The 9,795-nt window shown below is 43.7% G+C and carries 10 protein-coding genes and 2 pseudogenes; 5 read left to right on the top strand and 7 right to left on the bottom strand.

Going from position 1 to position 9,795, the window contains the following annotated elements; all coding sequences use genetic code 11:
• The 3 genes from BCT34_RS22810 to folM all read left to right on the top strand — a co-directional run.
• A partial coding sequence (locus tag BCT34_RS22810; RefSeq protein ID WP_133148382.1) for a FolB domain-containing protein occupies positions 1-246 on the top strand: 246 nt, incomplete at its 5' end.
• A 10-nt stretch (positions 247-256) separates the two neighbouring features.
• Entirely contained in the window at positions 257-895 is a 639-nt protein-coding gene (gene folE / locus BCT34_RS22805; protein WP_076656215.1) for a GTP cyclohydrolase I FolE, read from the top strand.
• A complete protein-coding gene (gene folM, locus BCT34_RS22800; RefSeq protein WP_076656211.1) occupies positions 892-1,608 on the top strand; it encodes a dihydromonapterin reductase in 717 nt (238 codons plus the stop codon). The genes folE and folM overlap by 4 nt, the downstream gene beginning before the upstream one ends.
• A gap of 71 nt (positions 1,609-1,679) precedes the next feature.
• Here the strand turns inward: folM and BCT34_RS22795 are convergent, their stop codons facing one another.
• From BCT34_RS22795 to BCT34_RS22785, 3 genes are all read right to left on the bottom strand, one after another.
• Positions 1,680-2,048, bottom strand: coding sequence for a hypothetical protein (locus tag BCT34_RS22795; protein WP_076656209.1), 369 nt, complete (start codon positions 2,046-2,048; stop codon positions 1,680-1,682).
• Between the two features lie 15 nt (positions 2,049-2,063).
• A complete protein-coding gene (locus BCT34_RS22790; RefSeq protein WP_076656206.1) occupies positions 2,064-2,936 on the bottom strand; it encodes a patatin-like phospholipase family protein in 873 nt (290 codons plus the stop codon).
• Positions 2,937-3,019: 83 nt separating this feature from the next.
• A complete protein-coding gene (locus BCT34_RS22785) occupies positions 3,020-3,358 on the bottom strand; it encodes a cytosolic protein (protein ID WP_076656203.1) in 339 nt (112 codons plus the stop codon).
• 315 nt (positions 3,359-3,673) lie between these two features.
• Between BCT34_RS22785 and BCT34_RS22780 the strand changes: the two genes are divergently transcribed.
• The gene (locus tag BCT34_RS22780) at positions 3,674-5,182 is read left to right on the top strand and encodes a DUF3360 domain-containing protein (protein WP_076656200.1); all 1,509 of its coding nucleotides are present in this window, start codon (positions 3,674-3,676) and stop codon (positions 5,180-5,182) included.
• Between the two features lie 91 nt (positions 5,183-5,273).
• Here the strand turns inward: BCT34_RS22780 and BCT34_RS22775 are convergent, their stop codons facing one another.
• Positions 5,274-5,909, bottom strand: coding sequence for a hypothetical protein (locus BCT34_RS22775; protein ID WP_131828428.1), 636 nt, complete (start codon positions 5,907-5,909; stop codon positions 5,274-5,276).
• The gene (locus BCT34_RS22770) at positions 5,897-6,781 is read right to left on the bottom strand and encodes a hypothetical protein (RefSeq protein WP_102305874.1); all 885 of its coding nucleotides are present in this window, start codon (positions 6,779-6,781) and stop codon (positions 5,897-5,899) included. The genes BCT34_RS22775 and BCT34_RS22770 overlap by 13 nt, the downstream gene beginning before the upstream one ends.
• 383 nt (positions 6,782-7,164) lie before the next feature.
• Between BCT34_RS22770 and BCT34_RS22765 the strand changes: the two genes are divergently transcribed.
• Positions 7,165-8,073 (top strand): IS5 family transposase, encoded by a 909-nt coding sequence (locus tag BCT34_RS22765; protein WP_076656192.1) that lies wholly within the window; start codon positions 7,165-7,167, stop codon positions 8,071-8,073.
• Positions 8,074-8,233: 160 nt separating this feature from the next.
• On the opposite strand, the pseudogene BCT34_RS22760 reads toward BCT34_RS22765, so the two are convergent.
• Positions 8,234-9,013: pseudogene (locus BCT34_RS22760) on the bottom strand (hypothetical protein); the annotation flags it as partial.
• Between the two features lie 52 nt (positions 9,014-9,065).
• A pseudogene (locus BCT34_RS22755) lies at positions 9,066-9,404 on the bottom strand (alpha/beta hydrolase); the annotation flags it as partial.
• Positions 9,405-9,795: the final 391 nt, after the last annotated feature.

Below are 9,795 nucleotides of genomic sequence, written 5' to 3'. Positions count from 1 at the left end.
TTTTACTTGACCACTACAGACAATGCGCTCAACTACAAAAACATCTGCAAGAAGATCATTCAACATGTCGAATCCGGAAGGTTTCTGCTTCTAGAAAAATTAACCAGCGATGTACTTGGCATTTGTATCGATCACCCATGGGTACGATACGCTCAAGTGAGAATTGACAAGCCTCATGCGCTACGTTTTGCCGACTCTGTTTCGCTCACCCTGAGCTACGAAGCGGACAAAGACAACAATTGTTAAGGAGAGCGTCATGATGAACACAGAAGCCGAAAAAGTAAGAGAAGCTTTGCTCGCAAAAGGACTTGAAACTCCAATGACAGCGAGCGAAATGGACCCAGACCAAAAGTACGACCGAATCAAAGGGCTTTTAACAGAAGTCATCGGTACGCTTGGACTGGACTTAACGGATGACAGTCTTGCTGAAACACCTCATCGTATTGCGAAGATGTATGTTCACGAGATTTTTTCAGGGCTCGATTATAACAACTTTCCGAAAATCAGCGTCATAGACAACAAAATGTCGGTTGATGAGATGGTTAAGGTATCGGATATCGACTTAACATCGACGTGTGAACATCACTTCATAACCATCGATGGCTTAGCAGAGGTGGCCTACATCCCTGAAAACAAGATTCTTGGGCTGTCTAAAATTAATCGAATTGTTCGATTCTTCGCACAGCGTCCTCAAGTACAAGAACGCCTCACTCAGCAAATCTTAGTCGCGATACAAACTCTCGTTGAAACAGAAAACGTGGCCGTGACGATAAAAGCTACTCACTACTGCGTGAAATCGAGAGGCGTTATGGATGCAAACTCTGAAACCGCTGCAACTGCTCTCGGTGGTATTTTCAAAACTAACCCTCAAACCAGAGCTGAGTTTTTACGATGAGTGAAACGATACTAATAACAGGCGTGGGAAAGCGACTCGGCTTCGCTTTAGCGCAACAACTTTTAGCAGATGGATATAAAGTGGTTGGCACCTACCGCAGTGACTACCCTCAACTGCAAATGTTACGTGACAGTGGAGCCGACTTGCAGCAGGTAGACTTTTACCAACAAAGCAGCTTAGACGGGTTTCTTCATTACGTAGCTCAAGAGTACAAGACACTTCGAGCCGTCATACATAACGCTTCAGACTGGAAGCCTGAGAACAAAAACAATCCCAGCGAAAATGCATCACAAATCATGCACCAAATGATGACGATTCACGCTACCGTGCCTTATCTGGTCAATTTAACACTCAAAGACCAACTGATGTCTGGCGAACAAATTTCAGACATCATCCACATCAGTGATTACGTTGCAGAAAAAGGCAGCAAAAAGCACATCGCTTACGCGGCCAGTAAAGCGGCAATCAACAATCTGACCCTGTCTTTTTCGGCAATGTTGGCTCCCAAGGTCAAAGTAAATACCGTCTCTCCAGCCATGATTAAGTTCAATGAACATGACGATGAGGCATACAAAACCAAAGCTCTGCAGAAAGCTCTGATCCCGACAGAAGCGGGCTTTGAGGAAATAATAGATGGCATCAAGTTTGTGTTGGCTAGCCACTACATGACAGGAAGAACTTTGCACCTTGATGGCGGCAGACATTTGAAGTGATGCTCTTGCATTGTCTGCTATCTAAAACGGCTGCTATATAGCGAATGCAGTTAACTAGAAACCGCTATAAGCTAGAAACTGCTAAAAGAGTGAGGAAGGCGATTTTCTTTATCCCAGCCGGACAACTCAATATTGGTCAATGATTTACGCTTCTCATTACACAGTGAAGCGATATTGATAATAGGCAACTGGCTACGAAACTGCGCGGTAAGTATGACCTTTTTACTTTCACTCAGGCAGTCTCGGCATTGCGCCAAAACCACTTCAGTATTTAGCTGATGTGCGTTCTCGATAATCTGAATATCAGAGTTCTCTTGATAGCACTCTATCAGCCAAGATACGGCAGCTTCTTCTGAGCTAGTGAGTACGATGACATCTTTTGTTGCCATAAGCTCGTGGAGTTCAAGCTCTTTTAGTTCAGTTTCCATAAATACTCTCATTCAGCAGCAAATACATTAAAGTCGATTGCCCAATTTAGCCTGTGCCAAATGGTAGCCTCTATCTATCATTTCTTGTGAGCGATCGAACTCCAAAGTGCCACAGGCATTACGTGGGATCTCAAGCGTAATATCGGCGGGGTAAGCGGCCAATTTCTGACGAGCAATGGTCGATTGCATCGCATCAAACGCTTGGTTGGCGATATCGTAAGCTGCAAAGTTAAAGCTCATTTTGCTTTTTACGCTGCTACCTAAATTATCGATAAAGTGAACAACCTTCTCGTGCAGATTGCTCTCTTTTGTAGGTAGGGAAACCGGTATCACTTCCTGTTGAAGCATCTCAGGTTCACCACCTAAGTTCACAGCCAGAGTAAAGTCTGTCTTATCACTAAAGGTGGGCGCAATCGGTACGGGATTGAGTACTCCGCCATCAATCAGCGCTTCGCCATTAATAACATGAGGTGTGAAGAACAATGGCAAAGAGATAGAAGCGCGAATGGCATCAAAAAGAGAGCCTGATTGCAGCCAAACCTCTTTTTCATCGGCGACGTTGGCAGCGACAGCGGTATAAGGGATAGGCAGCTCTTCAATTGAAATCTCACCGATCAGTTCACGTAGTGTGTCGATGATCTTGTCCCCTTTGAACATACCACTCGATTGCCATGAAAAGTCCAACATCATAGCCATATCCGATTGGTCGATACTGGTGACCCACTCTTCAAATTCATCCAACTTGCCCGCAGCGTAGACACCACCGATAAGTGCACCAATTGAACAGCCAGAGATGGATTTTATCTGATAGTCATGCTCCATTAACCAACGGATGATTCCAACGTGCACCAAGCCTCTTGCGCCACCACTGCCAAGTACCAATGAGACCGTTTTTGCCATCGTATTAATCCTTTAGTTTTTAATTCTAGGGGAGCTAACTCGCCGATTTACCAATTCGCAGATCTCAACTCACTGAGTCACTATCAGTCCATACGGGTAATGAAGGTTTGCTCGTCATCCACAAAAGCCACATAGTCGCCGTGATAGATAAACACTCTACCTCGCCCTTCAACGATACACGCAAGCTGTGGGTTCAAATCTTCTTCAAGATCTTTACTTTGGTACGTGCCGGTATCAGTGATCACACCGCGGAGTGTCGGCAAAAATCCATAGCTGCGCTTGGCTTGATCAATCAGGCTCAATTCACTGGCGGTCGAGAAGTAAGCTGGGATTGGGCCAGCATCTTCGATAAACATTGGTTTCAGTTCTTCAAAAGCAGTAATCACTAGCCAGTCGATGCCGTTAACATGATGGATAAACATTGTTTATAAATACCTAGATTCTCGATAATTCTAATGCGGAGATTCTATCACTATCAAGTGCATAACGTGGGAGAAATTAAGGGACTACAAATAACCAGACACACACTATCTACAGAGTCTAACACTAGCCGACCTACTCTACGACTAATGTCTAACTAACTGAGTCTATTTGTTTTTTTTGGTTTGGTATAAGGTACTAACAACTAAATGTTAATGAATTTTTAATAATAAGTTGGCGCATTGTTTGCACATCTGCGTGAGTCAACAACGTTTGTTGGAATAACACACCTTAGAGTGTGAACGAAAGGAATCAATATGAGCAGTACTTTAGAGTCCGTACATATACAAGCAGATAAGCCTCAAGCGAATGAGGACGAGCTCTCCTATGAACAACAGCACAAACCAAGCTCAGAGTTTGAATCCCGAGAACAATATCTAGAGCACGAATTACAAATCATGTCGCCTAAACGCTGGCGTCCTAATTTGCCGTTTAAAGATTACCGATTTGAGATAGAAGATACTATCCCAGCCATGGCCGCTACCATTGGTAAGGTGGTTATGGTGGGCGCGATTGCTGCAACCTTTGCCGGATCACTCGGGTTAAATGAAGACTTCATTCTAGAAAACGTTCGCTACGAACTCCTTATCGCCTCAGTTTTCATCATCCTTTTCTCTGGCTTCTTACTACCAACGGCTAACCTTGCTGGTACGCATGGCCCACTCATTCCTTTAATCCCTATTGTTGTTGCAGCTGGCGGACACCCAATGGCCTTTGGCTTGCTGATAGGTGCTTTTGGCTTACTCTTGGCCATCAGTAAAGGTGGCAGCATGTTGGCTAACCTCACCAGTAAAGGCGTGTGTGGTGGTTTGTTACTCTACCTCGGTTTTGTTGGAACCGCTTCTCAAGTGAAAAAGCTGTTCGCTTGGGCTGAGGGAATCGGCATGAGCCATATCGCTTTTGTCGTGATCTTTTGCACCATTATTTTGTACGCGCTATTGGAACACTTCCGTAAACGTTGGTTAGCCGTCCCTCTTAGCTGCTTGCTAGGCGGTACGATTGCATTTGCCATGGGTGCCCCATTTGCTTTCCACACTGAGCCAGGCTTGCCTAACATGAACCCTATGTATTGGTGGGGCGAAGATACAGGTTGGATGCTAGGCCTACCTACAATTGAACATTTCATGGTGGTATTGCCGTTTGCGATTCTAGCCGTAGCGATGTGGTCACCAGATTTCTTAGGCCATCAAGTATTCCAAAAGATCAGCTATCCAGAACGTACCGAAAAAGTACACATGAACATCGACGACACCATGACCACAGCGTCAATTCGTCAAACGTTCGGTTCTCTACTTGGTGGTACTAACTTTACATCTTCATGGGGTACTTACATCGTACCAGCAGCAATTGCTAAACGCCCTATTCCTGCCGGCGCATTGCTCACGGCTCTATTCTGTATTATCGCCGCAGTTTGGGGTTACCCGATGGATCTCGCCATCTGGCAACCTGTACTTTGTGTTGCGCTGATTGTTGGGGTATTTGTGCCATTACTAGAAGCTGGAATGGAAATGACGCGTGAAGGAAAAACTACTCAATCTGCAGCGATTGTTGTGTTTTCTTCAGCGCTCGTTAACCCTGCATTCGGTTGGGCTCTCACCATGCTGTTAGACAACTTAGGCCTAGTTGGTTGTAAAGAACGTAGTAGTGAACTGAGTAAAATGAGCCGTTGGGTATTGCCTGGCATTATGTTTATCGTGCTAACAAGCGTAATGGCATTGGTTGGCCTTCTTCCAGGCATTCCAGCAATTATTCCAAGTTTTCGTTAATCTCGATTAATATTTAGCTTTAGTTGGCAAACAAAAAGGCCTCGCACACGCGAGGCCTTGTTTTTCAATCGACGATCACATGAGCGACGGTTTATTCAGGTATATAACCATGTGCTCTAAGTTTTTGCGTATACTCCTCGATGAACATATCTACACTTTCTTCTTCCATCAAATTCTCAATAGGAACAAACTGGGTCAGAACTTCACAGGCTTTATATGAACCGGTGACTAATCCTTCTTTAAACTGGTGCTTTTCGTTCTTAAACATATTCCACCAAGCCCAGTTTTCGTTGATATCTTGTGTTGACCTGAACGCTGACACTACAAGTCTAGTTTGGCTTTTGTCGGGGGTTGGCTTTACTTCTAAAGCATCCCAATTGCGAGATTTTTGGCCAAAGCTGTCACTAATCCCAGTATCTGTTTGCAATCGAATAGTTAATGCCCAAGCACCTTTGGGAGCACTATTACGGCTTTCTGTTTGCTCTGGAAGGAAAAAGAATATAGCGTCAGAAAGTGACGAATAATCCCAATACCAGCGATTGAAAGGGTTCGTATTACCTTTGGGAACTGGTCCATGATTAACTGGATACCAATAGTCGAAATTGCAATCGAGGTCTTCGCCAATCTTTTGTATCAAGGGTAAAACTCTTTGATGAAAAGCAACAAGTAGCCGCTGAGCTTTACGGACGTCTAGTAAGGCTTGTTGTAATTCCGTCATATTTTCCATAGTTCTAGTGCTCGCTCGTTAATATTGCAAAATGGTTTAACTCGCCAAGTCGACTTGCTTGCTTTTACGGTGTTGAAAACCGTTGCTGACGTTGGCCAGTTGAGTCTTTGGATTGGTAGGCTTGTTAGACTAGTAATTAGTTTATCTTCGCTAATGGAAGATATATTTCCAATATTAGAAATATTGGCTAAAGATGAGTATTTGATGTTCATTGGTTTAAGCGAAGACAAAGAGTGAATATTCGCATGAACATGATAGAGCTCTAGCGCTTCGATCATATCTGAGATGACGTTATTATCACTCCTGCTCAGATCCCCACTATCTTTTGAGCGTTGTAGATAGTCAATGAGCCCTTCCCATGTTTGATAGGCCATAAAAGTTGGATTGGGAATAGAAACATTTTCATAGGAGTCTTTTAGCCTCTTAAAGCGTTCTAATTCAACCTTATTGTTAGCAGCGCTACCACCCAAAGATAGAAAATAGATTTCACCTTCTCGATAGTTTGAAGGGAGAGATTCCAGTTCTTTAATCCATTGTTCTGCATACTGGTGCGAGTCATGAGGGCGTTTTGCTTCAATGATCATTACACCCCACTCAAAATGAAGAATAACGTCAGGTTCAACTCGGCTCTGAAGTGACGATGAGAAATTAGGCCAGAACTCAACCTCTATCAACTTAGAAAAATCTAACTGGCTGTTCGTAAAGATCCTCTGGAATAATTTATTAAGAGCTTTGTCTGAAAGGTAACTAACGCGACTAATGATTGCAGCAGTCAACATGTCCTCTCGATCTTTGTAAACCTCACGGACAGATACGCTCTCATCACCGACGGATATTCTGCCCGATTTATTTCCCAGAATAGCTCTTAACATGATTTCCTCAGGACTGATAACACCGAATGCAGTATACCATACTAAAAATACTCATAACCCGTAAATATCCTATTTAGAATTAGAACTCCCCCTCTAGATCCCCCTCAAATGGAGTTCACCGATCCCTTTAGATATACGATCGAGGGGGAGAACATTCTTTCCCGCCGAACATATAGCTGCTCTTGTCACGCTCGGTATTCAGTTCCTTCCCTTTCTCGTTGCCAGCAAGAAGTTGGAGATGTAAAACAAGGGGAGGTTAGGAGGGGATTTGAAGCCGATTCTCAAGTGTATTTACCACTTTGATTGGCGTTGTTGCCTAAATCAGTTGAACCTTTTCCAAGTCCTGTGATCTGATCCTTTATGGTGGTTAGAACGGTGGTGACATGGGTAAAGCGGAAAAGAAGATAACTAACTGGGCGGAATACAATAAGGCTCTGTGCAAGCGTGGCTCGGTTACGTTCTGGATAGATGATTCAGCCATAGATGCATGGCGATGTACAACCCATCATGGTAAGCGTGGTAGAGGTTTCCAGTATTCTGATACCGCGATTGAAACTGCCTTGATGATTAAGGGGATCTTCTCTCTGCCATTACGTGCTCTTCAAGGCTTTATTGATTCTATCTTTGAGCTATTGGATGTTCCACTGACGTCCCCTGACTACACCTGTATCAGCAAACGCTCGAAGACAGTTCAGGTCAAATATCGCAATAAATCCAAAGGAGCTATTCGCCATATAGCTATTGACTCGACTGGTCTCAAAGTTTTTGGCGAGGGTGAATGGAAAGTGAAAAAGCACGGCGCCGAAAAACGCAGAACTTGGCGTAAACTGCACTTAGCTGTTGATGTAGAAACTCATGAGGCCATTAGTGCAGAAGTCAGTCTTGTAAGTGTTGGCGATAACGAAGTGCTGCCAACATTACTCAACCCTTTACGTAGAAAGATCCATACAGTATCTGCTGATGGAGCATATGACACAAAAAGTTGCTATGAGACTCTGAAAAATAAGGGCTGTACTCCGTTGATACCACCTCGAAAGAATTCGGCTCTTTGGGAAGATGGGCATCCCAGAAATGAAGCTGTAGAGGCTCTTAAAAACGGAACAATAACGGAGTGGAAATCTGAGTCTGGTTACCACTATCGCTCAATATCTGAGACCGCAATGTCTCGATATAAAGGACTAACCAGCGGTAAATTGAGCTTGAGATGTTACAACGCTCAAGTGGGAGAAATCATGGCGAATGTCAAAGCTATAAACAAAGTCATAGGACTAGGTATGCCTGTTCGAAACTAACGGCGAGTCACATATGGCGTCCTTGGTCTTTAAACCGATTTGATCAACAACGCCACTTTGATTCGATCTACAGAACACGAAAAGGCCTCGTACATGCGAGGCCTTGTTTTATCTGCGTTCCAACGAACAAGTAGCTAGCAATTTACGATGGTAAACCACATCAGCTAGAGAGCCATTCGTCCAATACTTTGATGAATTTAGGGTTGATGAGATAACCGATGGAAGCATGAGGATTGCTTTTCCCGTTGCGAACGTTGAGGTTATAAATCGGGTGGATATCTTTCATTCCGCCGGGTATCAGGTCCAGTTTGAGCATATCCTTAAAGTCATTTCTAATTTTGCTGTCATGAGAGATAAAGTCATCTTCTGCCGATATGTTTATCCATTGGTGAATATTTAAAGGATACTTCTTCTCATCTTTCAAGCGGCTCCCTTTTAGCCTGTCTTTTACGTTTTCATCGCCTAACGGTGACCCGAGCGTCAGCAATAAGTTGACCTTCTTGTCTGCACCATAGTCGTGTCTATACTCTCCGTAATGAGACAGCTTCCACAACACGTCATAACTGATCATCGACCCGAGACTGTGCGATACAATCATCACATCATCTTGATTATCGAGCGCTTCCTTCAGCTCAACCATTAGCCTATGCCTGACATCGCTACCAAAATAGGTATCTTCATTCCAATAGTGCGCCATGTCCGGCGCGACCTTCGTTATAAGGGTCTCAGCCACACCCAGCTTTCCAAATAGCGATGAAAAAGTATCTGCTAACGCCTCTTTTAGAAAACCAATTTTAGATACCTTGTTATACGTTGTTTTTTTGAACTGGCTTGTCTTGTACTTTTTTAGTTCAGACAGCGCTTGCTGTCGACTTGCAGGGTCTTCCGTTGGTTTATCTAACAATGTGTTCGATAGTTCACCGTAATAGACAAACTTCTGCAATAACACCACCCGCCATTGAATGGCCGACTAAGACGACAGAGTCGAGTTATTCTTTCTCGATGACTGCTTTGATGTCTTCAGCAAACGCAACCATAGTGTACTCTTCGCGGTTGAACGATGAGTTACCGTGACCTGCTAAGTCCATGGTGATCACTTGGTACTGCTTTGAAAACTCACTCACTTGGTTTTGCCACAGCCTGCTGTCTAAGCTCCAACCATGAATGAAGAACAGCGCCGTCTCCCCGCTCCCACTTTTGCCATAAGCAATTTGCTCACCATCGTGAGATATCGCAATACCGTATTTGACCATTGAATCATGAGCCATGGCATTCATGCTACCAAGCGTCATGAATACCAAGAGTGTGATGTTTAGAATTAAACGTTTCATAGTGTCTATCTACTTACTTTAAAGGGAACGCAGAAAGCGCCCCTCTCAATCAATATAGTTACTATAAAGTGTGAAGTTGTAGACGGGTCAAGAAGCGAACTACTAAAGATGGGGGGTAAGTTTCTCACAGAATTAGCTATGAGGCCTATACTTAGCCAAGTGTTGTGAAATTTGGAAGCCAAGAATTCTAATTTAATCTTCGGATTATATCAGGACAACCTTAACGAAGTGTCCGTTCACCAGAAATTAGTATTATTGTTCAAAATGCACAAAAGTGATAAGATTGAGTCACTCTTTAGCTTAAGGCTACAGTAATTTTAGCCTAGTCGGGCGATTAGCCAGACTCAAACATATTGAACGAGATTTTGGGTGCGAAAGCACATAAAGCATC

The organism is Vibrio sp. 10N.261.45.E2, assembly GCF_002875705.1.
In the GTDB taxonomy this organism is placed as follows: Bacteria; Pseudomonadota; Gammaproteobacteria; order Enterobacterales; family Vibrionaceae; genus Vibrio.
Note: the sequence above shows the minus strand (reverse complement) of the source record. Positions and strands in the feature narration are given on the sequence as shown.